Genomic DNA, 26,711 nt, shown 5'->3' on the forward strand with positions numbered 1-26,711 from the left:
AAGGATTCGGCCACTGCCAGCATGTTTTCTCGGCCCCGGGACACCGGCGGGGCGGGACACCGGCCCGGGGACGCGGGCATCGGCGGCGCCCTACGCCGCCCTACGCCGCCCTGCGCTCCCCCGCGACCAGTTCCGCGATCTGCGCGGTGTTCAACGCCGCGCCCTTGCGCAGGTTGTCCCCGCACACGAACAGTTCGAGCGCGGTCGGATCGTCCAGGGCGCGGCGGAGCCGGCCGACCCAGGTGGGGTCGGTGCCCACCACGTCCGCCGGTGTGGGGAACTCTCCCGCCGCCGGGTCGTCGCACAGGACGACGCCCGGCGCCGTCGCCAGGATCTCCCGCGCCCGGTCGACCGTGACCTCGCCCTCGAACCGGGCGTGCACCGTGGCGGAGTGCGTGGTGATCACGGGCACGCGCACGCAGGTGACGGCCACCCTCAGCTCCGGCAGCCCCAGGATCTTGCGGGACTCGTCGCGGACCTTCATCTCCTCCGAGGACCACCCGTCCTCGCGCAGCGACCCGGCCCACGGCACGACGTTCAGCGCGACCGGCTCCGGGAACGGCCCGGTGCCGTCGCCCACGGCGCGCCGCAGATCGCCGGGGTTCGTGCCCAGCTCCGTGCCCGCGACCAGCGACATCTGCGCCCGCAGCGTCTCGATGCCCGCGCGTCCCGCGCCGCTCACGGCCTGGTACGAGGACACGACCAGGTCGCGCAGCCCGAACTCGGCGTGCAGCGCGCCCAGGGCCACGATCATCGAGAGCGTGGTGCAGTTGGGGCTCGCGATGATGCCCCGCGGCCGCACCCGGGCGGCATGCGGGTTGACCTCCGGCACGACCAGGGGGACCTCCGGGTCCATCCGGAACGCGCCCGAGTTGTCCACCACGACCGCGCCCAGCGCGGCGGCGACCGGCGCCCACTGCCGGGCGATGTCGTCGGGCACATCGAACATCGCCACGTCGACGCCGGTCAGCGCCTCCTCGCCGAGCGCCATGACCTCGACCTGCTCACCGCGCACGGTCAGCTTGCGGCCGGCCGAACGCGGCGAGGCGATCAGACGGATCTCTCCCCAGATGTCCGCGTGCTGGGAAAGGATCTTGAGCATGACCGTGCCGACGGCCCCGGTGGCTCCCACGACCGCGAGCGTCGGCCTGCCGGTCCGCGCCGTCATCGGCGCCCCGTGCGCCCCGGGCCCCCGCGGGGGAGGCGGGTCATCGGCCGGTGCCTCCGTAGACCACGGCCTCGTCGCTGTCGGAGTCCAGGCCGAAGGCGGTGTGCACCGCGCGGACCGCCTCCGGCACGTCGTCCGCACGCGTCACCACCGAGATGCGGATCTCGGAGGTCGAGATCAGCTCGATGTTCACGCCCGCGTTGCTCAGCGCCTCGAAGAAGGCCGCGGTGACGCCCGGGTTCGTCTTCATGCCGGCCCCGACGAGCGAGATCTTGCCGATCTGGTCGTCGTAGCGCAGCGAGTCGAAGCCGATCGCGGTCCTGCCCTTCTCCAGGGCGTCGATCGCCTTGCGCCCGTCCGTCTTCGGGAGGGTGAAGGAGATGTCGGTCAGACCGGTCGACGCGGCCGACACGTTCTGCACGACCATGTCGATGTTGATCTCGGCGTCGGCGATGGCACGGAAGATCGAGGCGGCCTCGCCCGGCTTGTCCGGCACGCCGACGACCGTGATCTTGGCCTCGGAGGTGTCGTGCGCGACACCGGAGATGATGGCCTGCTCCACGTGCTTGTCCCCTTGCTGCTGCATCTTTTGAACGAGTGGCTCGCTGCTGACCCACGTGCCCTGCAGCCCGCTGAAGGAGGAGCGGACGTGGATCGGGATGTTGTAGCGGCGCGCGTACTCCACACAGCGATGGAGCAGCACCTTGGACCCGGACGAGGCCAGCTCCAGCATGTCCTCGAAGGAGATCCAGTCGATCTTCCGGGCCTTCTTCACCACGCGCGGGTCGGCGGTGAACACGCCGTCCACGTCGGTGTAGATCTCGCACACCTCGGCGTCGAGGGCGGCGGCCAGCGCCACGGCCGTGGTGTCGGAACCACCACGACCCAGGGTCGTGATGTCCTTCTTGTCCTGGCTGACACCCTGGAAGCCGGCGACGATGGCGATGTTGCCCTCGTCCAGCGCGGTGCGGATGCGCCCCGGCGTGACGTCGATGATCCGGGCTTTGTTGTGGACCGAGTCGGTGATGACACCTGCCTGGCTGCCGGTGAACGACTGGGCCTTGCTTCCCAGGTTTTTGATCGCCATGGCCAGCAGTGCCATGGAGATCCGCTCTCCGGCGGTCAGCAGCATGTCGAGCTCGCGCCCGGCAGGCATCGGGGAAACCTGCTCGGCGAGATCGATCAGCTCGTCCGTCGTGTCGCCCATCGCGGAAACCACGACAACCACGTCGTTGCCGTTCTTCTTCGCTTCCACGATCCGCTTGGCGACGCGCTTGATGCCCTCGGCATCGGCTACGGAGGAGCCTCCGTACTTCTGCACGACAAGGCCCACGTGCGCTCCTCGCTCAGTCCGTCTCTTCCCGCCCCTGCGCATGCAGTGCGGTCGGCTCAGTCTAACGAGCGACCGAATTTCCCTTCCGGGGTACCGCATGGTGAGATGTCCCGCTCACGGGGGCACGGCCGCTCAGGCTCGCATATGCCCGAGCCGGGGCAGCGCACTCGGAACGTGCGATATGTCACAGCGCGGGGCGAGACGGCATCGTCACCCTGCGCAGGCGCGCGAGAGGAACGCGGTCCAGGCGGGGGCGGATATGCGGAGCACAGGGCCGCCGTGGAGTTTGGAGTCGCGGAGGTGGACGGTGGTTCGGGGGGTGGGGACGGCGACCTCCACGCACGCTCCGCCCTCATTGTCGCTGTAACTCGACTTGAACCACTTCAACCGGTCGCTCACAGCTGATCCACCATCCGCTCGATGAAACGGGCTGACTCGTCGGGACCGAGAGCCTGCGTGCGGATCATGCTAAGCCTCTCGGTCACACGGCTGACAACCTCCGGATCGGCCGAAAGCTCGCTGGCGAACGGCCCCTCCGTGAAGGCGAATCGTTCGTGGTCGCGGGTCTCCAACAGCACCATGGGACCCATGATCGCGTCGCTGATGGCTCGTTCGAAGGGAAGCACCTGCACCACGACGTTCCGCAGACCGAACACCTCCAGCAGACGGCGCAGTTGCTCGGTGTCCACTTGGGGGCTGCGCAGCACGGCTTCATAGAGGATGAAGCTCAGGCCGACAGGCGGCTTCCGATCGGTCAGGATCGACTGCCGCTCCACGCGCGCCGCGACCCGCTCTTCCACCGTCTCCTCATCCAGAGGCGGGATGCGGTTCTCGATGAGCGACCGGGCATACGCCTTCGTCTGCAACAGACCGGGGACGAGCGTGGTCTCGTACCACCAAAGGCTGATCGCCTCCTTCTCCCGCTCCATGAAGTCCTGCGCCCGCGCAGGGAACTTCTCCCTCTGCAGGTACTCCTTCGCCGCGCTCAGCAGCCCCTCCGCCCGGCACAACTCGTCCGCCACGTCGAGGACCCGGGGCGTCGGCATGCGGACGCCCTGTTCCATGGACGCGATCGTGTCGAGGGAGTAGTTGGCGGCGGCGGCGAGTTGCTCGCGCGTGATGTTCGCCTTGGTGCGCCAGCGTTTCATCTGGTTGCCGCTGTAGCGCCAGGCGACGGGTGGCTGGGAGTTGTTCCGGCCCGGCATGGCGCGCACCTCCAGCGAATCGGCAACAGCCTTGACCGCTACCGAGCGTAGCTTGACGCCCACCGCTGTGTCACCGGAACGGCTCTCCCGTCCTACCTGACCGGGCGCAGCCCCAGCGGCCTCGCGATCTCCTGGGCCATGACCCTGCCCGCCTCCTCGGCGAGGATCTCGTCGCCGAGGCCCTGGTCGGTGTCGAGGCCGTCCAGTTCCTCCAGGGGCTGGTTCAGCCGTACGTGCGCGACCAGGGACTGGAGCGCGCGGAGCGTCGCGGACGCCGTGGAGCCCCAGTTGGAGAAGTACGAGAACTGCCACCACCACAGGGCCTCGGTGGTACGGCCCGCGCGGTAGTGGACCATGCCGTGGCGCAGGTCCGTGATGACGTCCGCCAGGTCGTCGGAGATCCGGGCCGGGACGGGGGCCTTGCGCGGCTCGTAGGGGTCGAAGACCTCCGAGTAGACGTCGACCGGGTCGAGCATGGCGGCGAGGCGCTCGCGCAGTTCGTCGACGTCCGGCTCCGGGCCCGGGTCGGGCTCGTAGCGCTCCTCCGGCACGATGTCCTCGTGCGCGCCGAGGCGTCCGCCCGCCAGGAGGAGCTGGGACACCTCCAGCAGGAGGAAGGGGACGGCCGAGTCCGGCTCGTCACCCCTGGCGACCTCCGTGACGGCCACCAGGAAGCTCTCGATCTGGTCCGCGATCTGGACGGCGAAGTCGTCCGGGTCCTGCGTCGTGGAGTGCAGCGTGGCGTCAGACATCTAGGAGTCGTCTCCCCTCGAAGGCGCGGCCGAGGGTGACCTCGTCCGCGTATTCCAGGTCGCCACCCACCGGGAGGCCGCTGGCCAGGCGGGTGACCTTGAGGCCCATGGGCTTGATCATGCGGGCGAGGTACGTGGCCGTGGCCTCGCCCTCCAGGTTCGGGTCGGTGGCCAGGATCAGCTCCGTGACGGTGCCGTCGGCCAGCCGCGCGAGCAGCTCCCGGATGCGCAGGTCGTCCGGGCCCACGCCCTCGATGGGGCTGATGGCGCCGCCCAGGACGTGGTAGCGGCCCCGGAACTCGCGGGTGCGCTCGATCGCGACGACGTCCTTCGGCTCCTCCACCACGCAGATCACCGACGGGTCGCGGCGGGCGTCGCGGCAGATGCCGCACAGCTCTTCCTGCGCGACGTTGCCGCAGGTCGCGCAGAAGCGGACCCTCGCCTTCACTTCGAGCAGCGCCTGGGCGAGCCGGCGTACGTCCGTCGGTTCCGCCTGCAGGATGTGGAAGGCGATCCGCTGCGCGCTCTTGGGACCGACGCCGGGCAACCGCCCCAGCTCGTCGATGAGGTCCTGGACCACGCCTTCGTACAACGGACTTGCCTTTCCCGAGGAGCTCCGGCACCTGGCCCGGCCGGGCTCGCTGTCTTGGTACGTACGGTAGTTGGCGCTCGCCCTTCTTAGAAGGGACGACCGGTGGCCGTCGCGATCAGAACGGCAGTCCGGGGATGCCGCTGCCGCCCAGCCCCTGGGCCAGCGGGCCGAGCTTCTGCTGCTGGAGGGTCTGCGCGTTCTCGTTGGCCGCCTGGACGGCCGCGACGATCAGGTCGGCGAGCGTCTCGGTGTCCTCCGGGTCCACCGCCTTCGGGTCGATGACCAGGGCGCGCAGCTCGCCGGCGCCGGTCACCGTGGCCTTCACCAGACCGCCCCCCGCCTGGCCGTCGACCTCCGTCCGCGCCAGCTCTTCCTGCGCCGCGGCGAGGTCCTGCTGCATCTTCTGGGCCTGCTGGAGCAACTGCTGCATATTGGGCTGGCCACCACCGGGAATCACGATCAGCTCCTGGTTTCGTACGGCTGTCAGGGCGGGGTTCTGCCGCCTTGGCACGAGCCTACGTGGTGACCGGGACGATCGCTGCGGTAGTCCGTCCGGACTTCGCCCGGGCCGACGGCGGCACTCTTCCGAGTGAAATCGGCGGTGGTCCTCTCCCCGATCAAGCCCCACTTCCGGGCGGAAAATCGGCGGAACCCGGGGTCCGGCCATCCGGTGGGCGGTAGGAAGGGTGCGGCGCTTCAGCACCATGCGTCACGAGCACATCGCGGAGTGTGCGTCGCGGATCGTCGTAGCTAGGTAGGGAGTGCCGGGTGAGTCAGCCGGAGATGCAGCCCGAGGGTCCGTGCCAGGACGGGCGGGGCGAGGGTGCGGCGGGGCTGCGGCCGGGTGACCTCGTGGGGCGGCCGTTTCCGCACGGCGACTGGGGGCAGCCCGCGGAGCGGCTGGAGGAGCTTTACCGGTGGGTGGAGCGGGGGGCGCTGGAGACGGCGTCCTGGTACCTCGCGGACCGGGCGGGCAAGCGGCGGGCGGCGCGGGTGCTGCGCGCCGGCACCGTGGCCGGGGCCGTGGGCGGAGCCGCGCTGCCGCTGCTCGATCTGGCCGGGGTGACGGACGGGGCCGTGCCGTGGGCGTATCTGTCGCTGCTGCTGGGGGCGGCGTGCCTGGCCGCGGACCGGTTCTTCGGGGTGACGTCCGGGTGGATGAGGGACGTGGCGACGGCGCAGGCCGTGCAGCGGCGGCTGCAGGTGCTGCAGTTCGACTGGGCGTCGGAGAACGTCCGCGAGGTGCTGGGGCCGACGGAGGGGACCGCCGGGGAGGCGGCGGAGCGGTGCCTCTCGGTGCTGCGGCGATTCTCGGAGGACGTGACGGAACTGGTGCGGGCGGAGACGGCGGACTGGATGGTGGAGTTCCGTACCGGGTCGGCGCCGCTGGGGATCCAGTCGGCGGGGGTGTGCCCGCAGCGGGTGGAGGGACCGGTGCCGGGGAGGCAGGCGCCACCGCCCGGGGCGAGGCCGAACATGCCCCGGCAGCGGCCCCCCGAGGCGCGTTGACCGCTGGCCGGCCACACGCGAGCCGGGTCAGCCCTCCTTCGTGTACGTCAGGGAGTCGCCGTTGCTCGTGTTCACGCGCTTGAGGCGGCCGTCCGGCAGGATCGTCAGCTCGGTCGCGGCGCCCGGTGTGCACGACGACGCGGGCTCGCCGACGGTGACCGTCGACGGACCGATCCTCAACGGCCCGTCCGCCGTGGGCTTCTGGTCGAGCTTCGCCTGGAAGACGCAGTGGTACGTGCCGCTGCCCGTCGGGCCGTCCGCCGTCAGGGAGAGCACCGTGTCGCCGACCCCGCCCTGCTGGATGACCAGGCGGCGGGTGTTGTGGCCGGTGGAGTTGTCGATGGCGGTGGTCCAGGTACCGAGGTAGGCGTCGGGCACGGTGCCGGCGGCGGGCGACTGCGAGGCGGGGCTCTCACCGGCCGGGGTGGACGGCGCGGGCGTGCTCGGGCCGGGGGTCGTGGGCGCGGCCGCCGATGTGTGCGAGGGGCTGGCGCCGTTACCCGTTCCCGTCCCGCCGCCCCGCATCAGCGCGTACACGGATCCGCCCGCGCCGAGCGCGACGACCAGGGCGACCACGATCAGTACGGCGGTGGAGCGGCCGCTCCTGCGCGGGGGCGCCTGCGGACCCGGGTCGCCGTAGGGAGACGGCCCGTGCGCGGACGAGCCGTACGGGGACGAGCCGTACGGGGGCGGGCCGTACGCGGACGAGCCGTAGGGGGGCGGGCCGTACGGCGGTGTGGGGGCGAGGGCGGGCCCCTGGCCGGGGGCGGCGGCCGGGGCGGCGGCCCAGCCCGCGGCGTTCTGGGGGTGGCCGTGGGCGGACGGCCGGGGGTGCTGCTGCGGGTGGCCGTGGACGGGTGGCGCGGGGGTGTGGCCGGGGCCGACGACCTGGGTGGGCAGTCGGTCGAGGGCGGTGGGCGGGCCGGGCGGGGGCGGGGTGCTTCCGTCCGGGGCGTCGGGCGCGGGGGCGTGCCCGGGGGACGCGGGTGCGTCCGCCGGGGGCCGCTTGGTGAGGTCGACGGCTTCCGCGGCGCCGGGCCCGAAGCCGGCCGCGGCGCCGTTCACCGCGCCCCCGGGCGCCTGTCCTCCGGGGCCCGGCGTGCTCGCCGCGCCCGCCGCGGCAGGCGGGGTGGCCGGGGCGTGGCCGCCGGCGTGCGGCGGGGTCCGCGCGGGTGCCGGGCCCGCCGGGCCCGTCCCCTCCTCCGGGTTCTCGGCGTCCAGCAACCGCACGGCGTGGCGGCCGAGTTGGGCGACCAGGGCGCTCGGCAGCCAGGGGTCCCGGGTGCGGCCGCCGGAGACCGTGTCCCCGGCGCCCGTCCGTTCCAGGATCTGTGCCGGGGTGGGCCGTGCGGCGGGGTCCTTGCGCAGGCAGTCCCGCACGAGATCGGCGAGTTCCTCGGGTATGCCCCGCAGGTCGGGGTCCTCCTCGGCGATGCGGAACATCAGGGCGTGCACCCCGCTGTCGGCGGTGCCGAAGGGCAGGACGCCGGTGGCGGCGTACGCGAGGACGGACCCCAGGCAGAAGACGTCGCAGGCGGGCGTGATGCGGTCGCCGCGCACCTGCTCGGGCGCCATGAACCCGGGGGACCCGACGAGCGCCCCGGTGCGGGTGAGCCCGGCGGCGGTGACCGTCTCCAGGGCGCGGGTGATACCGAAGTCGATCACCCGCGGTCCGTCGATGGTCACGAGGACGTTGGAGGGTTTGAGGTCGCGGTGGATGAGCCCGGCGGCGTGGATGTCCTGCAGCGCGTGGGCGAGCCCGGCGGCCAGGATGCGCACGGACCGCTCGGGCAGGGCGCCGTGGTCGTGCGAGACCACGGTCTGGAGCGTGGGCCCGGCGACGTACCCGGTGGCGACCCAGGGGATCTCGGCCTCGGTGTCGGCGTCGAGGACGGGCGCCGTCCAGTGGCCGCCGACCCGCCGCGCGGCCTGCACCTCCTGCCGGAAGCGGGCCCGGAACTCCTCCTGCTGGGCCAGCTCCCGCCGGACGAGCTTCACGGCGACGGTACGTCCCCGGTCGGAGCGGGCCAGGTACACGTTGCCCATGCCGCCGGCCCCGAGCCGGGCGATCAGCCGATAGGCACCGATCCTCTGCGGATCACCGGCCCCGAGCTTGTCCATCGCCGCCTCACCTACCCCCCTGCCTGTGCGACAGCCCGAGGATAGTGCTGCCGTACGGGGAGTCGGCCGGCGCGGGGTCCACGGTTCCGTAACGGGCCCCTCGTCCTCCTGTGCGAGCCCGTCCAGCGCCGCCGACAGCCGCTCCAGGACCCGGACCGTCTCGGCGAACCCCGCGTCCCCGAGGGCCTCGGCGAGCCGGTCGGCGAGGGCGGCGTGGCCGGGGCCGATCCGCTCGACCGCGGCCCGCCCGGCCCCGGTGGGCGCGAGGAGTTTGGCGCGCCGGTGGGCGGGGTCGGGCCGGTACTCGGCGAGCCCGCGGGCGACGAGGAGGTCGGCGATGCGCTGCACACTCTGCCGGGTGATGCCCATGGCGCGGGCGACGCCGGAGATGTTCGACAACCTGTCCGCGTTCCCGCCCCGACCGCAGACAGGACGCCGATGTCGCGTCCGCATCCCGGACATCTACGCTCACCCGCATGACCCCTCAGCCCAGCCCCCAGGCCGGCGCCGCCGTCAAGGCCGCGGACCGTGCGCACGTCTTCCACTCCTGGTCAGCGCAGGAGCTCATCGACCCGCTCGCCGTCGCCGGTGCGGAGGGGTCGTACTTCTGGGACTACGACGGCAACCGCTACCTCGACTTCTCCAGCGGGCTCGTCTACACCAACATCGGCTACCAGCACCCCAAGGTCGTCGCCGCGATCCAGGAGCAGGCCGCCACCCTGACCACGTTCGCGCCCGCCTTCGCCATCGAGGCCCGCTCCGAGGCCGCCCGGCTGATCGCCCAGCGCACCCCCGGCGACCTCGACAAGATCTTCTTCACCAACGGCGGCGCCGACGCCGTGGAGCACGCCGTGCGCATGGCGCGGATCCACACCGGGCGCCCCAAGGTGCTGTCCGCGTACCGCTCGTACCACGGCGGCACCCAGCAGGCCGTGAACATCACCGGCGACCCGCGCCGCTGGGCCTCCGACGGCGCCGCGGCGGGCGTCGTGCACTTCTGGGCGCCGTACCTGTACCGCTCGCGCTTCTACGCCGAGACCGAGCAGCAGGAGTGCGAGCGGGCGCTGGAGCACCTGGAGACGACCATCGCCTTCGAGGGCCCCGGAACCATCGCCGCGATCATCCTGGAGACCGTCCCCGGGACCGCCGGGATCATGGTCCCGCCGCGCGGCTACCTCGCGGGCGTCCGCGAACTGTGCGACAAGTACGGGATCGTCTTCGTCCTCGACGAGGTGATGGCGGGCTTCGGGCGCACCGGAGAGTGGTTCGCCGCGGACCTCTTCGAGGTGACCCCCGACCTCATGACCTTCGCCAAGGGCGTGAACTCCGGCTATGTGCCGCTCGGCGGCGTCGCCATCTCCGGTGCGATAGCCGAGACCTTCGGCAAGCGGCCCTACCCGGGCGGCCTCACCTACTCCGGGCATCCGCTGGCGTGCGCCGCCGCCGTCGCCACGATCAACGTGATGGCCGAGGAGGGCGTCGTCGCGAACGCCGCGGTCGTCGGGGCGCAGGTCATCGAGCCGGGTCTGCGCGAACTGGCCGAACGCCACCCGTCGGTGGGCGAGGTGCGGGGCGTGGGCATGTTCTGGGCCCTGGAACTGGTGAAGGACCGCGAGACACGGGAACCGCTCGTGCCGTACAACGCGGCCGGTGAGGCGGCCGCGCCGATGGCCGCGTTCGCCTCCGCCGCGAAGGCGGGCGGCCTGTGGCCCTTCGTGAACATGAACCGCACCCACGTGGTGCCGCCCTGCACCATCACGGAGGCGGAGGCCAAGGAGGGCCTCGCGGCCCTGGACGCGGCGCTGTCGGTGGCGGACGAGTACACCGCGTGAGCCAGGCGTGCGGCGGCACGCGCACAACCCCCACCGCGTAAGGTGACGTGCTCGGAGAGACATGTGTCCGACACGTACCTGTACGCGGATGGGGGGACCCACACCACCATGCCCGGCAATGGCGCCGTTACCCGTAGCACCCTGCGGCAGCAGATCGCGGACGCGCTCCGCGACGAGGTGCTGGCCGGCCGGATGCAGCCGGGGCAGGAGTTCACGGTGAAGGAGATCGCCGAGCAGTACGGCGTCTCCGCCACCCCGGTGCGCGAGGCCCTGGTCGACCTGTCGGCCCAGGGCCTGCTGGACGCGGTCCAGCACCGCGGGTTCGAGGTCCACGCCTACTCCCTCGACGACTACCGCGGCATGATCGAGGCCCGCAGCCTCGTCACCGACGGGATCTTCCACCGGCTCGTGCACGGCGAGGGGGGCGCCGCCGCGGACGACCCCCGCCGCGCCGCCGCCCTCGCCGTGGTGCGGCGCCGCGGCGAGGAGGCCGAGCGCGCCGCCGCGGCCGGCGACCTGAACATCCTCATCGGGTACGACCTGCGCTTCTGGCGCGAACTGAGCGCCCTGTTCGGCAACCCCTACCTGGCCGACTTCCTGCACCGGCTGCGCGTGCAGTCCTGGGTCTGTGCCGTCCAGCACCTGCGCCGGGCCACCGACCTCAGGGGCCGGCTGTGGTCCGGGCACACCGGCCTCGTCGACGCCCTGGCCCGCCGCGACCCCGACGCGGCCGGCGCCGTCCTGGCCGCGTACAACGCTCACTCCCTCGCTCTGCTCGAACACCTGGCCGCCCGATGAGCGCGGTGGAGGCCGCGGACGTCATGGAGGACATGCCTGCCATCTCCATCGGCCTGTCCGTCGTCGTCCCCGCCTACAACGAAGAAGAGCGGCTGCGTCCCACCCTCGACGCCATCACCGGGTACCTGAGCGCGAACGAGGGCCGCTTCGGCACCTGGGAGGTCGTCGTCGTCGACGACGGGTCCACCGACGGCACCCGGGACATCGCCACCGCGTTCTCGGCCCGCGAGCGGCGCGTGCGGCTCGTCACCAGCCCCCGCAACCGCGGCAAGGGCAACGCCCTGCGCCTGGGCGTCCTCGCCTCCTACGGCCGCCGCGTCCTGGTCACGGACGCCGACCTGGCCGCCCCCATCGAGGAACTGGCGGCCCTCGACGAGGCGATGGGCGAGGGCCGCTTCGCGGCGATCGGCTCCCGCGCCGTACCCGGCGCGACCATAGAGCGGCACCAGCACCGGATGCGCGAACTGCTCGGGCGCGCCGGGAACGTCCTGATACGCCGGATCGCCGTGCCCGGCGTCCACGACACCCAGTGCGGCTTCAAGCTCTTCGACGGCGACCGCGCCCGCGAGGCGTTCGCCGCGTCCCGGCTCAGTGGCTGGGGCATCGACGTGGAGATACTCCAGCACTTCCGCCGCTCGGGCTGGCCGGTCACCGAGGTGCCGGTGCGCTGGGCCCACCAGCCCGGCTCCAAGGTGCACGCCCTCGACTACGCCCGGGTGCTGGCCGAGCTGACCGTGCTCAAGGTCCGCTCCCTGCGCCCCGCCGACGTCCTCGCGGTGGCCGCCTTCCTGCTGATGTCGCTGGCCCTGTACTCGGGCCGCTGGGCGGGCCCGGACCACCGCTACCTGCCGGACTCGCTGCAGGACCAGAACCAGTGGGAGTGGTTCTTCGCGGTGACGGCCGACAACGTCGCCCACCTGCGCAACCCGCTCTTCACCACCCTCCAGGGCTTCCCCGACGGCGTGAACCTCATGGCCAACACGGTCATGCTCGGCCTGACCGTGCCGTTCACACCGGTCACGCTGCTGTTCGGCCCCGCCGTCTCCCTCGCGCTGGTGATGACGCTCGGGCTCGCGGCCACCGCCGCCGCCTGGTACCGGCTGATCGCCGAGCGGGTGGTGCCGACCCGTGGCGCGGCCTTCATCGGCGCGGCGCTCGCCGCGTTCGCGCCCCCGATGGTCAGCCACGCCAACGCGCACCCCAACTTCGTCGTCCTGTTCATGATCCCGCTGATCGTGGAGCGCGTGCTGCGGCTGTGCACGGGCGCGCGGGTCGTCCGGGACGGCGTCGTCCTCGGGCTGATGACGGCGTACCAGATCTTCCTCGGCGAGGAACCGCTGCTGCTGGCGTCGCTGGGCATGGTGCTGTTCGCGGGCGCCTACGCGGTCGTACGCAGGGACGTGGCGAGGGCGGCCTGGCGCCCGCTGCTGAAGGGCCTGGCGATCGGCGCGGGGGTGTGCCTGCCGCTCGTCGCACTCCCCCTGTACTGGCAGTTCTTCGGCCCGCAGAGCTACCAGAGCGTGCTGCACGGCGACAGGGCGGGCAACAGCCCCCTGGCCCTGTTCTCCTTCTCCGGACGCTCCCTGGTCGCCGGCGACGACGCGGTGGCGAACGCGCTCTCCCTCAACCCCACCGAGCAGAACGCCTTCTACGGCTGGCCGCTGGCGGCCCTGGCCTTCGCGATCGTGGTCCGGCTGTGGGAGCGCGCCCTGGTCAGGGCGCTGGCGTTCACGGCGGTGGCCGCGGGGCTGCTCTCCCTGGGCCCGCGCTTCCAGATCCCGCTCACCCACGCCACGGTCCCCGGCCCGTGGGCGCTGCTCGCGGACAAGCCCCTGTTCGAGTCGGTCATCGAGGGCCGGGTCGCCATGGTCTGCGCGCCCGTGCTCGGCATGCTGGTGGCGGTGGCGGTCGAGCGGCTGGTGCGCACACCGGGCATCGGCAACCAGTTCATCGGCCTGACGGCGGTCGCCGCCGCGCTCATCCCGATCGTTCCGGCGCCGCTGAGGGCGGTCGAACGCGCTCCGGTGCCGGCCTTCATCACGGACGGGACGTGGAAGTCGTACGTCGGCAGGGACGAGACGCTCGTGCCCATTCCGCTGCCCGACTCGGGCAACGCGGAGGCACTGCACTGGCAGACCGCGGCGGGCCTGGAGTTCAAGCTGCCCGGCGGCTACTTCAACGGCCCCTACAGCAGCGAGCGCACCGGCATCTACGGCGCCTCGCCCCGCTACACCTCGAACATGCTGCGCGACATCAGCTTCACCGGCGTGGCCCCCGTGATCGGCGAGAACTGGCAGGCGCAGGCGCGCCGGGACTTCGCCTACTGGAAGGCTGGGGTGCTGGTGCTGCCCCCGCAGCAGTACCAGGACAAGCTGCGTGAGACCGTGGACAAGCTGGTGGGGCGGCCGGGTACGTGGGTCGGCGGGGTGTGGGTATGGGACCTGCACGGCTGAGGCACCGCGCCCTCACGCCCACCACCACTACGCTGCCTGCACCACACCGATGACCGAGGAGCTTACTGTTGGCCTGTGACCTGTGGCTGGTCCCGCTCGTCGACGTGTTGTGCCACACTCCCGACAATCCCTTCGCCGAGGAACTCGCCCTCTACGACAAGGTGCTGGGCGAGGCCGGGCTGCCGCCGGTACCGGTGTACCAGTACATGCCGGGGCTGACCGGCGATGTCGCGCCGGTCGCGGGCTTCGACTACGACGCGCTGCACTTCCTGCGCCGCGCCTACCTGCTCCAGGTCTGCGGTCTCGCCGTGACCCCCATCGACGAACTGGGCGGGGACTACGAGCAGTTGCTGGAGATGTTCGAGTCGACGGCCCAGCAGTCCCACCTGGTGTGGCACTACGACCACGCGGGCGCCTACGTCCCGGTGGACTTCCCGCACCCCCTGTCCGACGACGAACTCCTTGCGAGCGGCGGCCCGTTGGGCTCGTCGCAGTCGCTGCTGCGGGAGCTGGAGCTGGTGGCGCCGTCGATCGGCATCGACCCGGCCAACCCGCCCGTCGCCCCCGACCCCCCGCTCGCGCCCACCGCGCTGGAGGAACCCGCGCTGCCCGCCCCGTACGACCCGAGCCCCTTCGCCCGCGAACGGCACGTGTGGCTGGGCCTGCACGCGGCGGCGACGCGGAGCCTGGCCCAGGGCTCGATGATCGTCTTCAGCTGAGACCGGTCGGGAACCGGGTCTTCCCGGCGGGAGCCCGCGCGTTTCACTCCGAAGTGTGGAGGGCGGTGCGCAGGAGCAGCGTGTGGACGAGGTGGCCGGCCGCCGCAGGGCGGTAGCGCCAGCTCAGGGGCCAGGCCAGGCCGCCCAGCGCCGGGATGGGGATGTACGAGGTGTGGTTCGGCCCGGCGGTGAGGCGCGTGACCGTGTCGGGCCAGGAACGGTGGGACGTACTGCCGACCGGGACGAGGAAGTAGACGGCACGTCGTCCGTTGTCCTCCTCGATGACCGGGCCAGGGGCTCCGCCGGTCATGCGCGCGAGGCGGTCGGCCAGGGTGCGGCCCCGGTCGCCGCGCGACTCTCGATGCGCTGGCCGAGTACGGTCCCCGGCGCACCGGCGTGGCGCACATCGCCCGACTGGCCGGCACCAATCGCGCGTACCTCTACCGGAACTGGGCGAGTCCCCAGGCGCTGATCCGACAGGCCACGCTGCACGAGCTGAAACGCCTGCTGCACCTGGCCCGTGAGGTGCCCGGCCGGCTGCCGCCCCGCTGCACCGCGGTCCGCTTCGTCGTGCGTGCGGCCCGTCTGCTGCGGGAGCACCCCGTCATCGGCACCATGGCCCGCACCGACCCGGGGCTGATGCACGCCGCCGTGCTGCGCCCGGACACCGTGTGGCACCAGACAGGGTGGCAGTGGCTGAGCGAGCACGTGACCGGACACCTGCCTTGGGGCGCCGAGCAGGACACGGTCACGCTCGCCGTGTTCACCACGGCGCTGCCGTACGCGCTCGTCCCACCACAGGAGTCCTCGGATCCGGTCGCCGATCGTACGGAGATCGACCGGCGGGTGAGCCTCGCCGCGCACGCGTGCCTCGGTCTCCCGCCTGCCTGCCCTGACTGCGCCGGCCCACCCGGCACGGACTGACCCCGCGCCCGACGGCTCCGGTTGTCGCTGATCCGCCGGTACCCGACGGGTCCTCCGCGTGCTCCGCGCCGGACGCCGTCCGGGCAGGACGTGCCGACGGCTGATCCGACGCGGCCCGCCCCCACGAGCCACCGTCCGGCGGCGCGAGGGCTGCATCCCTCCTCACCGCGAAAGGGTCGGGGTGTACTCGGGGCGCCACCACGAACGACGCCCGACCCGCTGCAACCGCTGTGCACAGGTCCCTCCGCCGACGCCTGTTCCCGCTCCCGGCCGACGAGCCGAGCCCTTCCCCAAGTTCTCAACTTCACTCGGGCAGAGGGCCCCGTCGGTCCCCACCGCCGACACGCCCGAGCAGGGTATGGACCGCGCCCCGGCTTCCGGGTCGGCCCACCACTCACTGACCAGCTCTGATCACATATTGTCACCTCCAATTCCGATAGATCATGAAAATGGCGAAACACATCGGAAACCTCAGCTGGCTACCTTTTGCCACAAGCCCTCATACCCCCGGGGGTATTGACAAAAGGAGTAGCACATGACGCCTGCACCCTCACGCAGCACCACCCAAGAACTCGACCGGCGCCGATCCCCCGAACAGGGCGATCCACCCGGCCTCCCCGGCCCGCTCGGCCGCCTCGGCACCTGGTCGGCCACCCACGTCAAGACCGTCGTCCTGTTATGGATCGCCGCGGTGGCCGTACTCGGCGCGCTGGCGCCGCGCGTCGAGTCGGCGCTGTCGGGCGCCGGCTGGCAGGCGAACGGTTCGCAGTCGGTCGCCGTGCGCGAGATCGCGCAGCGGCACTTCGGCGGCAACGCCTCCTCGGCGTTGCAGGTCGTGGTGCACGCCGACCGGCCGGTGAGCGACCCGGCCGTCCAGCGGGTGATCAGCCGGGCCGGTGACATCGTGCGGGCCGACTCGCGGATCGGATCCGTCGTCCCGCCGCAGCCGGGAGCGACCATCAGCCCGGACGGGCACACCGCGATCCTGCTGGCGGGCGCCGGGGACGACCCGAACACGATGGTGCGCGCCGCCGACGGACTGAAGGGGCCGCTGGCCGCCCTGTCCGGGGCGGGCGTCACCGTCCACGCCACAGGCGCGTCCGTGCTGTGGAGCGACTTCAACGCCGCCAACCACGACGCGATGATGCAGTCGGAGATCCTGTCCTGGCCGGTGACCCTGCTCATCCTTGTGCTGGCCTTCGGCTCCCTGGTTGCCGCCGGGCTGCCGCTGCTGCTGACCATTGCCGGGCTGGCCGCCTCGGCCGGGTCTCTGGTGCTGCTCACCCATCTGACGCCGGTGTCCATCTGGGCGATGAACTTCGCGATGATGTTCGCCCTCGCCCTCGGCATTGACTACGCGCTGTTCATGGTCATGCGGTTCCGCGGTGCGCGGATCGGCCGTTCGCTGAGCACCATCGAGGCGGTGGCCGAGACGATGGACACCGCGGGCAAGGCCGTGCTGCTCTCCGGCGCCACGGTGCTGGTGAGTCTGTCCGCGGTGACGCTGGTGCCGTCTCCGGCGTTCCGCTCCATGGCCGGCGGCATCATGCTCGCCGTGGCGTTCGTACTGGCCGCCACCTTGACACTGCTGCCCGCGGTACTGGCCAAGCTGGGACACCGGGTCGACGCGCTGGCGCTGCCCTGGGTGCGGGTCGGCGAGCACCGCTCGCCGCAGTTCGCCGCCTGGGGGGAGCGCCTGTGGCGGCACCCGTTGAGGTACGGCGCCGCTGCCCTGGCGGTGCTGGTCGTGCTGGCCGCCCCGGTCATCGGGCTGCGGACCGCCATGCCGTCGATCGATGTGCTGCCCCCGGACGCCTCCGCCCGGGTCGGCTACACCGCCGTTCAGGACGCCTTCGGCGCCGGCGCCCCCGGCACCCTGCAGATCGCCGTCCCCTCGGGTTCGGCGGCCGACGCCGCGAAGGTGGCGCAGGCGACGCCGGGCATCGCGGCCGTGCTGCCGCCCCAGGCCGCCCCGGACCGCTCCGGCTGGTCGATGGTCCAGGCCGTCCCGAAGGTCGACCCTTCCGACCCCGCGCTGTCCACGACGGTGCACGCGCTGCGGGCCGACCTGCCGCACGGCAGCCTGGTCGGTGGTGCCGCAGTGGAGAACCTCGACCTGCAGCACCTGCTCACGCAGAAGACGCCCATGGTCATCGGCATCATCCTCGTGCTCGGTTTCCTGCTGCTGCTGGTGGCTCTGCAGGCCCCGCTGATCGCCGCGCTGGGCACCGTGGCCAGCCTGCTGTCCACCGGCGCCGCCTTCGGCGCGGCCCGCCTGATCTTCCAGGACGGACACGGCGCCGATCTGCTCGGGTTCACCTCGCAGGGCTTCCTGGACGGCTGGGCACCGGTGTTCTTCTTCGCGATGATCTTCGCCATCGCGATGGACTACACCGTCTTCCTGCTGGCGTCGGCGAAGGAGCACTTCGAACGCAGCGGCGAGCCACGTGAGGCGATGGTCGGTGCGATGGCCCACTCCGGCCGGGTGATCTTCGCCGCGGCGGCCGTCATGGTCGCGGTCTTCTACACCTTCGCGCTGTCCGGGCCGCTCCCGCCGAAGGAGATGGGCATCGTGCTCGGCACCGCGGTCCTGCTGGACGCCGTCCTGATCCGCCTCGTCCTGCTGCCGGTGCTGCTGCGCCTGACGGGACGTGCGGCCTGGTGGAGCCCGGCGTGGCTGCAGCGCGTCCTGCCTGACATCCGCTTCGCCCACGACTGACGCTGCCGGACCCGGCGGCGGTGACCTCGCTCACCGCCGCCGGACGGCCCACTGCCCCGACGTCCCGGCATTGCGGCTAGAACACCGGCGTCCCGTCCTGTGTCAGCCGCCAGTTGGCGTCCGCGAAGTCCGCCGGGTCCAGGGTGCCCTTGGACGTCACGTAGTCGATCATCAGCTGGCGGATCTCGTTGGTGGAGCTGTAGGCGATGTCGGCGGCGGCGATGTGCGGGTAGCCGCTGCCGCCGTTGGCGCGGTAGTTGTTGACGGCGACCACGAAGACCTGGTCGTCGGCGACGGCCGCGCCCTTGTAGGTGAGGTTCTTGATCCGCGATCCCTCGGGCTGCGCGATGTCGATCTCGTAGTCGACGCCGGCGGCCGTGTCGTACATGTAGTCCCGGAAGTTGTCGGCGTTGGTGAGGGTCGCGGTGTCGACCTTCGTGCCGGCCGGGACCTGGTGGTAGTACTTCGCCGCGTACTCCAGGTAGTCCTTGAGCTGGGCGCCGGTGAGCTTCTTGCCGTACAGGGTGTTGTCGTAGATGTAGAGCCCGGCGATGTCCTTGATGGTCACGCTCCCGGCGGGGATGTCGGCGCTGCGGCTGAAGGGCGCGGCCACCGAGATCAGCGGGAGGGCGGCGTCGGCGGTGGAGAGCCCGGCCGCGACGGCCTTCGTCTGGACCTCGTGGATGAAGTCCATGACGGGGACGTCCTTCCAGCAGGACTCGGCCGCCGACAGGTCCTGGGTGCAGGTGCCCACGGGGGTGTTGACGTACTGCACGACGAGGTCGTGGTCGGCCTTGAGGAGCCGGGTGATCTCCGGGTCCTCCTCGGCGTCCTTCGGATCGAGGGTCTGCGCCGTGGTGCCGGTCACCTTCCACTGCCCGTGGCAAAGTTCGAGCTCGAAGTCGAAGACGGTCAGGCGCATGCCCCAGCAGTAGGGCTCGGACAGCACGACGTCCTTGCCGGTCTCCTGGTTCTTGACCGTGTAGGAGGGGACCTCGACATGGGTGTGGCCGACGAGGATGGCGTCGATGCCGGGGACCTGCTCGGCGACGAGGTTGGAGGCGTTCTCGACGTACGGGAGTTCACTGCCGTACGAGGAGGACCCGTCGAGCCCGGAGTGGTCGGTCAGGAAGACGACGTCGCAGCCGAGGGCGCGCAGCCGCGGCACGTACTTCCTCGCCTGCTCGACGAGCCCGGGGAAGACCATCCTGCCGCTGACGTTGTCCTTGTCCCACAGCGCGATACCGGGGTTGGTGAGGCCCAGGATGCCGACCTTGATGTCCGGGGCCCCCGGCACGCGGATCCGCTTCACGGTGTAGGGCCGGAAGGCGGGCCTGAGGGTCCTGGCGTCGAGGGCGTTGGCGCCCAGCAGCGGGAAGCGGCACTGCTCCTCGAACTTCCGCAGCACCTCGATGCCGTAGTTGAACTCGTGGTTGCCGAGCGCGGCGGCGTCGTACCGCATGGCGTTCATGGCGACCGCCATCGGGTGCTCGGGGGCGTCGGCGCCGGTGATCGGATCGACGCGGGCGTAGTAGTACGCCAGGGAGGTCCCCTGGATGATGTCGCCGGCGTCGACGAGCAGCACCCGGTGCTCGCCCTTGGCCTCCCGCTGCTGCCTGATGAGCGTGGCGACGCGGGCCACGCCGACGGAGTTGCCGGCCTTGTCGCTGTAGGCGGCGTCCTTGTAGTAGTCCCAGTCGAAGACGTGGCTGTGCAGGTCGGTGGTGCCCAGGATGGAGAACGACCAGGTGCGGTGCCCGTGTTCGGGCTTCCGCTCGGCCGCCCGGGCCGGGGCGGCCGCGAGGGTCCCCGCCGCGGCCACGGCCGCACCGGTGACGGCCGACTTCTGCATGAACGCGCGGCGGTTCATGGGGCTGACGGGCATACGGGTCTCCTGGGTCGCGCGCGAGGGGGCGGATGGGCGAGCCGTGCGGGACTACACGCGTAGAGCGTGGCCTCACCGCGCCCCACCGGGAACCAGGAACAAGCCATGTCCGGGTCAAGGATGCGTCAGCGCGGCCCCTCGCCGGAACGGAGCGGCACGACGTGTGGCCCCGCGACCGGGTCGCGGGGCCACACGCGGGGCGACGCACGCCTCAGAGGAACGAGTTGATCTCGATCGTCTCGTCGCGGCCCGGGCCGACGCCGATCGCCGAGATCGGCGCGCCCGACATGTCCTCGAGCGCCTTGACGTAGTCCTGGGCGTTCTTGGGGAGGTCGGCGAAGGTCTTGGCCTTCGTGATGTTCTCCTGCCAGCCCGGGAGGTACTCGTAGACCGGCTTCGCGTGGTGGAAGTCCGTCTGGGAGTAGGGCAGTTCCTCGACGCGCTTGCCGTCGATCTCGTAGGCCACGCAGACCGGGATCTGCTCCCAGCCGGTGAGGACGTCGAGCTTGGTGAGGAAGAAGTCGGTCAGGCCGTTGACCCGGGTCGCGTAGCGGGCGATCACCGCGTCGAACCAGCCGCAGCGGCGGTCGCGGCCGGTGGTGACACCGCGCTCGCCGCCGATGCGCCGCAGCGCCTCGCCGTCCTCGTCCAGCAGCTCGGTCGGGAAGGGACCCGAGCCGACGCGCGTGGTGTACGCCTTCAGGATGCCGATGACGCGGCTGATCTTCGTCGGGCCGACGCCGGCGCCCGTGCAGGCACCGCCCGCGGTGGGGTTCGACGAGGTCACGAAGGGGTACGTGCCGTGGTCGATGTCCAGCAGCGTGCCCTGGCCGCCCTCGAAGAGGACGACCTTGCCGTCCTCCAGCGCCTGGTTGAGGACCAGGACGGTGTCGGCGACGTACGGCCTCAGCTTCTCGGCGTAGCCCAGCAGCTCCTCGACCACCTGCTCGACGGCGATCGCGCGCCGGTTGTAGAGCTTGGTGAGGATCTGGTTCTTGACGTCGAGGGCCGCCTCGACCTTCTGCATCAGGATCGACTCGTCGTACAGGTCCTGGACCCGGATGCCGACCCGGTTGATCTTGTCGGCGTACGTCGGGCCGATGCCGCGGCCGGTCGTGCCGATCTTCCGCTTCCCGAGGAAGCGCTCGGTCACCTTGTCGACCGTCACGTTGTACGGCGTGATGATGTGTGCGTTCCCGCTGATCATGAGCTTGGACGTGTCGACGCCACGCTCGTTCAGACCGCTCAGCTCGGAGAGCAGGACCGACGGGTCGACGACGACGCCGTTGCCGATGACGGGCGTACATCCGGGCGAGAGGATTCCGGAAGGGAGGAGGTGGAGGGCATACTTCTGGTCACCCACGACCACCGTGTGGCCCGCGTTGTTGCCACCCTGGTAGCGCACCACATAGTCCACCGAACCACCGAGCAGATCGGTGGCCTTTCCCTTGCCTTCGTCACCCCACTGAGCACCGAGCAGCACAAGTGCGGGCACGCGCGTACACCCCTTCCGGGCGGGGCATGTCCAGGGTCAGGGGAGCACGCGGAGGTCCACCGCCGCGTGCACCGCGACCATCGTTGGCCGCAAACCGTCGGACCGGATGCCCCGGAATAGACGAAGCCCCTGGCGCAATAGCGCAAGGGGCTCTTGCACAAAGATGCTACCCGAGGAAGCGAGGCAGGACCGAGGTGGCGACTTCCGACCAGTTGCTGGTGGTCATCGACCCGGTCGCTCGTCACAGTGACGGTGAGTCGGTACGGATCGCGAAAGACGTGCTCAGCGCGGGTGCGGCCACGAAGATATGCCTCCCCGAGGGGCCGGAGGAATTCGCCCGCGCGCTGGCGCGCAGAGGATCGCGGCGGCCGGTGGTCGTGGGCGACGACCGGGCGCTGCTGCGCGCGGTGACGCTGCTGCACCGGCGGCGGGAGCTGGGCACGACGGGCCTGTCGATGGTCCCGGTCGGGGCCGCGCTGTCACTGGCCCGGTCCCTGGGGGTGCCGACGGGGGCGGTGGCGGCGGCGCGGGCCGTCCTGGACGGGGTGGAGCGGCGGCTGGATCTGCTGGTGGACGACAGCGACGGGCTGGTGCTCGGGGACCTGCGGATTCCCTCGCTCCCGGCCGCCGCGCCGGCTCCGGCCTCGGCGCCGGTGCCGTCCGGACGCCGTGATTCGCCGGCCGGCGCGGAGCCCTCGCCGGCCCCCGGGCCGTGGCTGCGGATGCGCCGGTCGCTGGTGCGGACGCTGGCGGCACGCCCGCCCCGGCTCTCGGCCCCGTCCGGGCCCGGGCCGTCCCGGCTGCGGGTCGAGGTCGACGGCGTGACGCTGGTGGACCTGGACCAGCCGGTGGAGGGGGTGTGCGTGGCGCCGGGGAATCCGGGGGTGGCCGAGGTCGAGGTGCGGCCGGTCTCGGTGGGGGCCGAGGCGACGGCGCTGCGCGCGTCGGGGCGGAAGGTGACCGTGTCCGGGGCGGACTTCCGGTACCGGGCGGACGCGGTGGTCGCGGGTCCGGTGCGGACACGGACGTGGGTGGTGAGGGAAGCGGCATGGAGGCTGACGCTGCCCGCCACGGGCGTGTCCGGGGTGTGAGGGCGCGAAGCGCACGGCCCCGACTCGGACGGCACGGACCGGCGTGAGAGCCGGGGAACCTACCCAGGGCGTGAGGGCACGAAGGGCGCGGCCCCGGCGCGGAGAGCGCGGACCGGCGTGAGGGCCGGGGGACGTGCCCAGGGTGTGAGGGCGCGGAGGGCGCGGAGAGCGCGGCCGGGTGTGAGGGCGGGGGGCGTGTCCGGGGTTGAGGGCGCAGAGGGCGCGGCTCCGGTGCGTCGGCGCCCGGCCCTCGCCGTACGCCCCGGCGCTCAGCCGCCCTCGCCGTAGAGCTTCTCCCGGTGGAGGCGCCAGCGTTCCATCATCAGGGCGATCTCGCCTTCCATGAACTCGAAGAAGGCGAGGGTCTCAGACAGGCGCCGCCCCGCCGGGGTGGCCGCGCCGAGGCTGTCGACCCCGTCCCGCAGGGCGTGCTCCCAGCGCTTGAGCACCGCGTCGCGGTTGGTCAGCGCCTCGTACCACTGGTTGCTGCTGACCCGGTACCGCTCGCGGCGCGAGCCGGGTTCGCGCTCCCGGGAGACCATGTGCTGCTGGGCGAGGTAGCGCACCGCGCCGGAGACGGCGGCCGGGCTGACCCGGAGCCGTTCACCGAGTTCGGCGGCGGTCAGGGAGCCGGAGTCGGAGGCCAGCAGGGCCGCGAACACCCGGGAGGGCATGCGCTGCATCCCGGCCTCGACCAGTTGCGCCGCGAAGCCCTCCACGAACTTCGAGACGGCCTCCGGGTCCCGCCCCACCGCGCTCGGTCCGCTCATCTCCCGATCATCTCCCCTGCTCGCCTGCCCGCCCTGAGTGTATCCGTGGTTTATACGCTTCCTTAACTTCACAAGTTTCTGAAACAAGCGTACCTTCTGAAGCATGACGAAGGCCATCACCGTCGTGGGACTCCACAAGTCCTTCGGCAGGACGCATGCGCTCGCCGGTCTCGACCTGGACGTCGAGGCCGGCGAGGTCCACGGTTTCCTCGGCCCGAACGGCGCCGGGAAGTCCACCACCATCCGGGTCCTGCTGGGCCTGCTGCGCGCCGACTCCGGCGCCGCCCAGGTGCTCGGCCGCGACCCGTGGGCGGACGCGGTGGAACTGCACCGCCGGGTCGCGTACGTCCCCGGGGACGTGACGCTGTGGCGCAACCTCTCCGGGGGCGAGGTCATCGACCTGTACGGGCGCCTGCGCGGCGGCCTCGACCAGCGGCGCCGGGACGAACTGGTCGAGCGGTTCGAACTGGACCCGACCAAGAAGGGGCGCACGTACTCCAAGGGCAACCGGCAGAAGGTCGCCCTCGTCGCCGCCCTCGCCTCGGACGTCGACCTGCTCATCCTCGACGAGCCCACATCGGGCCTCGACCCGCTGATGGAGGAGGTCTTCCAGCGCTGCGTCGAGGAGGAACGCGAGCGCGGCCGGACCATCCTGCTGTCGAGCCACATCCTCAGCGAGGTCGAGGAGCTGTGCGACCGGGTGAGCATCATCCGCAACGGCCGCACCGTCGAGAGCGGCTCGCTCGCCGATCTGCGCCATCTGACCCGCACCAGCGTCACCGCCGAGCTCGCGGCACCGCCCAACGGACTGTCCGGGCTGCCCGGCGTGCACGACCTCGACGTCCGGGGCCACCGCGTCCGGCTGCAGGTCGACACCGACAAGCTGGACGGCGTGCTCAGGTCGCTGAGCGAGTCGGGCGTGCGGTCGCTGACGTCGACGCCGCCCACCCTGGAGGAGCTGTTCCTGCGGCACTACCAGGAGGAGCCGCCCGCCGCCGGAGCCGAGCAGGCCGGGGAGGCGGTGTCCCGATGACCGCCGTGGCGTCGGCCTTCGCGGTACGGGACGGGGGATCCCGCCCGCTGGCCGGTACGGGAACGCTGTTCAGGTTCGCCCTGCGCCGCGACCGGGTGATGATCCCGGTGTGGGTCGCGGTGAACGCGCTGATGGTGCTGTCGATGCCCAACACCCTCAAGGGGCTGTACGGCACGCCGGCCGCACGCGCCGAACTGGCGGCGCAGATGTCCGCCAACACCTCGCTGCGCGCCATGGTCGGGCCCGTCTTCGGCCAGTCGATCGGCGCGCTCACCGCCTGGCGCGTCGGCGTCTACGCCGGACTGCTCGCCGCGGTCATGAGCCTGCTCATCGTGGTGAGGCACACCCGGGACGAGGAGGAGAGCGGACGGCAGGAGCTGATCTCGTCGGCGATGGTGGGCCGGCACGCCCCGCTGACGGCGGCGCTGTCCACGGCGCTGACCGCCAACCTCCTGCTCGCCCTGCTGGTCACCGCGGGCCTCGCCGCCCAGGGCGCCGCGGGGGCGCTGGCGCTGGGGCTCGGGATCGCCGGGGTGGGCATGGCGTTCGCCACGCTCGCGGCCATCGTCGCGCAGCTCACCGAGAGCGCACGGCTGGCGCGCGGGCTGACCGCCGCCGGGCTGGGCGCGGCCTTCGTCCTGCGCGCGGCGGGCGACGCCGCGGCCAACGACGGCTCGTCCGTCATGACCTGGCTCTCCCCGATGGGCTGGCTGGAGAACGAGCGGCCCTACGCCGGCGAGCGCTGGTGGGTGCTGCTGCTGTTCGCGGCCGCGGCGCTGATCCAGTCCTGGGCGGCCTACACCCTCGCCGACCGCCGCGACCTCGGCATGAGCTTCCTGCCGACTCGTCCGGGCCCGGCCATGGGCCGGCTGGGCTCGGCCGAGGCCCTCGCCTGGCGGCTGCAGCGCGGGAGCGTGCTGGGCTGGAGCATCGGCTTCTTCCTCGGCGGGGTCGTCTACGGCGGGATGACACAGGGAGCGGCGGACCTCGTCGGCGACAACGAGAAGGCCCGCGAGATCTTCCAGCGCATGGGCGGCCAGTCCGGACTGACGGACGCGTTCCTCGCCGCGATCGTCGGCATCATGGGCCTGGTCGCGGCCCTGTACATCGTGGCGTCGGTGCTGCGGCTGCACGGCGAGGAGACGTCGGGACGGGCGGAGCCGGTGCTGGCGACCGCGGTGGGCCGGCTGCGCTGGGCGGCCGGCCATCTGGTGATCGCCTTCGGCGGCTCCGTGCTGATCATGCTGCTGGCGGGCCTGGGCATGGCGGCGGGCTACGGCGGGGAGGCCGGCCCGATCCTGGGCGCCTGCCTGGCCCAGTTGCCGGCGGTGTGGGTGATCGGCGGCCTGGCGGTCCTGCTGTACGGCGTGCTGCCGCGGGCCGGGGTGGCGGCGTGGGCCGTGGCCGGGGCGGCCCTGCTGATCGGCTGGATCGGTCCCGCGCTCGACGCTCCGCAGACCGTGCTGGACCTGTCGCCGTACGGGCATCTGCCGAAACTGCCGGGCGGGGAGATGGCCTGGGGGCCGGTGCTGACGCTGACCGGGATCGCGGTGGTGATGGTGGCCGGGGGGCTGGTGGGGCTGCGGAGGCGGGACCTGACGACGTGAGGCGCGTTCAGTCGGCGAAGGCCGTCAGCTCGCCGGTGTCGAGATCGATGTCGACGGGTGCGGGGATACTCGCCTTCTCGCCGAGCTTCGTCGTGTGGATGGTGTGGTACCCGAATGCCGGGTCGGGGTCGCAGTGCACGAGGACCGTGCGGTTGTCCCGGTCGATCAGCAGGTAGACCGGGATTCCGGCCTCGGCGTAGGCCCGGGGCTTCTCCACGCGGTCACGCTGGTGGGTGTCCGAGTCGTACGAGGTGATCTCGACCGCCATCAGCACCCCGTCGGGATCGGCCCAGTCGCCCTGGTCCTTGAAGTGCCCCACGGGCGCCAGCACCGCGTCGGGCCGGGCCCGGCCCTTCCGGTACGCCTCGACCTTCAGGCCCTGGGTCGTGTAAAGGGTGAGTTCGGAACGCGCCTGCTTGCACTGGAAGACCAACCACATCGTGATCTCGCCGTGGTTGCCGTTCGTCACCTTCTTGACCCCGATCCGTCCGTCGATGAACTCGAACCTGACGGTCTCGTCCTCGTGGGCGGCGAATTCGGCGATCCGCTCGAACACGTCCACGGACATCTGAGGCGACGGGTGTTCTGCCATGGACAAGGCGCGCTCTGCCATAACCGTCATGGTGCCTCCCTCCGCAGGCGCACACCAGCCTGCCGGGCCCCAGCGACCCCTCGCTCCGGATCAGCGCATGATCATCCGAACGG

Annotated in this window: 22 protein-coding genes and 1 pseudogene; 10 read left to right on the forward strand and 13 right to left on the reverse strand. The window is 71.9% G+C overall.

Annotation, left to right across the window (positions count from 1 at the left end; translation table 11 throughout):
* Positions 1-100: 100 nt before the first annotated feature.
* The 7 genes from ACZ79I_RS18590 to ACZ79I_RS18620 form a co-directional block, all read right to left on the reverse strand.
* Positions 101-1,168, reverse strand: coding sequence for an aspartate-semialdehyde dehydrogenase (locus ACZ79I_RS18590; RefSeq protein ID WP_471498637.1), 1,068 nt, complete (start codon positions 1,166-1,168; stop codon positions 101-103).
* 40 nt (positions 1,169-1,208) lie between these two features.
* Complete coding sequence (locus ACZ79I_RS18595) at positions 1,209-2,501, reverse strand: aspartate kinase (protein ID WP_471498638.1); 1,293 nt, start codon at positions 2,499-2,501, stop codon at positions 1,209-1,211.
* 210 nt (positions 2,502-2,711) lie between these two features.
* The gene (locus tag ACZ79I_RS18600; protein WP_471498639.1) at positions 2,712-2,900 is read right to left on the reverse strand and encodes a DUF397 domain-containing protein; all 189 of its coding nucleotides are present in this window, start codon (positions 2,898-2,900) and stop codon (positions 2,712-2,714) included.
* Complete coding sequence (locus ACZ79I_RS18605; protein WP_471505052.1) at positions 2,897-3,706, reverse strand: helix-turn-helix domain-containing protein; 810 nt, start codon at positions 3,704-3,706, stop codon at positions 2,897-2,899. Before ACZ79I_RS18605 ends, ACZ79I_RS18600 begins: the two co-directional genes overlap by 4 nt.
* A gap of 92 nt (positions 3,707-3,798) precedes the next feature.
* A complete protein-coding gene (locus ACZ79I_RS18610) occupies positions 3,799-4,458 on the reverse strand; it encodes a DUF5063 domain-containing protein (RefSeq protein WP_471498640.1) in 660 nt (219 codons plus the stop codon).
* Positions 4,451-5,050, reverse strand: a complete 600-nt coding sequence (gene recR / locus ACZ79I_RS18615) for a recombination mediator RecR (RefSeq protein WP_351223105.1) — start codon at positions 5,048-5,050, stop codon at positions 4,451-4,453. The genes ACZ79I_RS18610 and recR overlap by 8 nt, the downstream gene beginning before the upstream one ends.
* A 115-nt stretch (positions 5,051-5,165) precedes the next feature.
* Positions 5,166-5,507, reverse strand: a complete 342-nt coding sequence (locus tag ACZ79I_RS18620; RefSeq protein ID WP_381084394.1) for a YbaB/EbfC family nucleoid-associated protein — start codon at positions 5,505-5,507, stop codon at positions 5,166-5,168.
* A gap of 311 nt (positions 5,508-5,818) precedes the next feature.
* Here ACZ79I_RS18620 and ACZ79I_RS18625 point away from each other — a divergent pair, with 311 nt between their 5' ends.
* Positions 5,819-6,559, forward strand: a complete 741-nt coding sequence (locus ACZ79I_RS18625; protein WP_471498641.1) for an SLATT domain-containing protein — start codon at positions 5,819-5,821, stop codon at positions 6,557-6,559.
* Positions 6,560-6,586: 27 nt separating this feature from the next.
* Here the strand turns inward: ACZ79I_RS18625 and ACZ79I_RS18630 are convergent, their stop codons facing one another.
* A complete protein-coding gene (locus tag ACZ79I_RS18630) occupies positions 6,587-9,079 on the reverse strand; it encodes a protein kinase domain-containing protein (protein WP_471498642.1) in 2,493 nt (830 codons plus the stop codon).
* Positions 9,080-9,156: 77 nt separating this feature from the next.
* Here ACZ79I_RS18630 and ACZ79I_RS18635 point away from each other — a divergent pair, with 77 nt between their 5' ends.
* From ACZ79I_RS18635 to ACZ79I_RS18650, 4 genes are all read left to right on the forward strand, one after another.
* Positions 9,157-10,512 carry an aminotransferase class III-fold pyridoxal phosphate-dependent enzyme gene (locus tag ACZ79I_RS18635; RefSeq protein WP_471498643.1) on the forward strand — a complete coding sequence of 452 codons (1,356 nt, stop codon included), beginning with the start codon at positions 9,157-9,159 and terminating at the stop codon, positions 10,510-10,512.
* A 108-nt stretch (positions 10,513-10,620) separates the two neighbouring features.
* Complete coding sequence (locus tag ACZ79I_RS18640; RefSeq protein WP_471505055.1) at positions 10,621-11,310, forward strand: GntR family transcriptional regulator; 690 nt, start codon at positions 10,621-10,623, stop codon at positions 11,308-11,310.
* Between the two features lie 32 nt (positions 11,311-11,342).
* A complete protein-coding gene (locus tag ACZ79I_RS18645; protein ID WP_471498644.1) occupies positions 11,343-13,763 on the forward strand; it encodes a glycosyltransferase in 2,421 nt (806 codons plus the stop codon).
* Between the two features lie 68 nt (positions 13,764-13,831).
* Positions 13,832-14,482 (forward strand): hypothetical protein, encoded by a 651-nt coding sequence (locus tag ACZ79I_RS18650; RefSeq protein WP_471498645.1) that lies wholly within the window; start codon positions 13,832-13,834, stop codon positions 14,480-14,482.
* Positions 14,483-14,525: 43 nt separating this feature from the next.
* On the opposite strand, the gene ACZ79I_RS18655 is transcribed toward ACZ79I_RS18650, so the two are convergent.
* A complete protein-coding gene (locus ACZ79I_RS18655) occupies positions 14,526-14,792 on the reverse strand; it encodes a hypothetical protein (RefSeq protein WP_471498646.1) in 267 nt (88 codons plus the stop codon).
* A gap of 53 nt (positions 14,793-14,845) precedes the next feature.
* Here ACZ79I_RS18655 and ACZ79I_RS18660 point away from each other — a divergent pair.
* Positions 14,846-15,406 (forward strand): annotated as a pseudogene (locus tag ACZ79I_RS18660) (TetR/AcrR family transcriptional regulator); the annotation flags it as partial.
* Positions 15,407-15,941: 535 nt separating this feature from the next.
* A complete protein-coding gene (locus tag ACZ79I_RS18665; protein ID WP_471498647.1) occupies positions 15,942-18,125 on the forward strand; it encodes an MMPL family transporter in 2,184 nt (727 codons plus the stop codon).
* Between the two features lie 76 nt (positions 18,126-18,201).
* Here ACZ79I_RS18665 and ACZ79I_RS18670 read toward each other — a convergent pair whose 3' ends face one another.
* Together ACZ79I_RS18670 and ACZ79I_RS18675 are read right to left on the reverse strand one after the other, a co-directional pair.
* Complete coding sequence (locus tag ACZ79I_RS18670) at positions 18,202-20,010, reverse strand: bifunctional metallophosphatase/5'-nucleotidase (RefSeq protein ID WP_471498648.1); 1,809 nt, start codon at positions 20,008-20,010, stop codon at positions 18,202-18,204.
* A 211-nt stretch (positions 20,011-20,221) separates the two neighbouring features.
* A complete protein-coding gene (locus ACZ79I_RS18675) occupies positions 20,222-21,505 on the reverse strand; it encodes an adenylosuccinate synthase (RefSeq protein WP_471498649.1) in 1,284 nt (427 codons plus the stop codon).
* Between the two features lie 194 nt (positions 21,506-21,699).
* Between ACZ79I_RS18675 and ACZ79I_RS18680 the strand changes: the two genes are divergently transcribed.
* Complete coding sequence (locus tag ACZ79I_RS18680; protein WP_471498650.1) at positions 21,700-22,596, forward strand: diacylglycerol kinase catalytic domain-containing protein; 897 nt, start codon at positions 21,700-21,702, stop codon at positions 22,594-22,596.
* 269 nt (positions 22,597-22,865) lie between these two features.
* Here the strand turns inward: ACZ79I_RS18680 and ACZ79I_RS18685 are convergent, their stop codons facing one another.
* Positions 22,866-23,366 (reverse strand): GbsR/MarR family transcriptional regulator, encoded by a 501-nt coding sequence (locus tag ACZ79I_RS18685; RefSeq protein ID WP_471498651.1) that lies wholly within the window; start codon positions 23,364-23,366, stop codon positions 22,866-22,868.
* 103 nt (positions 23,367-23,469) lie between these two features.
* Here ACZ79I_RS18685 and ACZ79I_RS18690 point away from each other — a divergent pair, with 103 nt between their 5' ends.
* Positions 23,470-24,399, forward strand: coding sequence for an ABC transporter ATP-binding protein (locus ACZ79I_RS18690; protein ID WP_471498652.1), 930 nt, complete (start codon positions 23,470-23,472; stop codon positions 24,397-24,399).
* Positions 24,396-26,006: an ABC transporter permease gene (locus tag ACZ79I_RS18695; protein ID WP_471498653.1), complete on the forward strand. Its 1,611-nt coding sequence runs from the start codon at positions 24,396-24,398 to the stop codon at positions 26,004-26,006. Before ACZ79I_RS18690 ends, ACZ79I_RS18695 begins: the two co-directional genes overlap by 4 nt.
* A gap of 7 nt (positions 26,007-26,013) precedes the next feature.
* Here ACZ79I_RS18695 and ACZ79I_RS18700 read toward each other — a convergent pair whose 3' ends face one another.
* Positions 26,014-26,628, reverse strand: coding sequence for a Uma2 family endonuclease (locus ACZ79I_RS18700; RefSeq protein WP_471498654.1), 615 nt, complete (start codon positions 26,626-26,628; stop codon positions 26,014-26,016).
* Between the last annotated feature and the right edge of the window lie 83 nt (positions 26,629-26,711).

Source organism: Streptomyces sp. PSU-S4-23 (assembly GCF_055632315.1).